Origin of the sequence: Nocardioides humilatus (assembly GCF_008373755.1) — a bacterium.
GTDB classification, from domain to species: domain Bacteria; phylum Actinomycetota; class Actinomycetes; order Propionibacteriales; family Nocardioidaceae; genus Nocardioides; species Nocardioides humilatus.
On sequence record NZ_VUJV01000161.1, the window covers coordinates 1 to 298 of the forward strand.

Here is a 298-nt window from a genome sequence, read left to right on the forward strand (position 1 = left end):
TGGGGGCAGGAGATTCCTCCTTAGAGTAGTCTCTGATGGGAGAATAGAACTTGTACTGCTTGTTCCTGTAAGCCTCCCATGGTTCAGGGTTGGTCTTCTTGTTCCAAGATACATCAGGATTACGCAAAGCCAGACGCAGAGTATAGAACACAGCTCCACCACATCCTATCCCCACACATACATACAGAGGGATCAAAGCCTTATGCTTCTTCAAACTTGAGAGGCTCAGTCCTTGCATTTTGAATTACTTAATTGCGTTGTAAATTAGAAAAAACTGTCCACAAACTGAATATTGCTG

Annotated in this window: 1 protein-coding gene; it reads left to right on the forward strand. The window is 43.6% G+C overall.

Going from position 1 to position 298, the window contains the following annotated elements; all coding sequences use genetic code 11:
• A partial coding sequence (locus tag F0U44_RS24320) for a hypothetical protein (protein WP_223163824.1) occupies nt 1-220 on the forward strand: 220 nt, incomplete at its 5' end.
• Nucleotides 221-298: the final 78 nt, after the last annotated feature.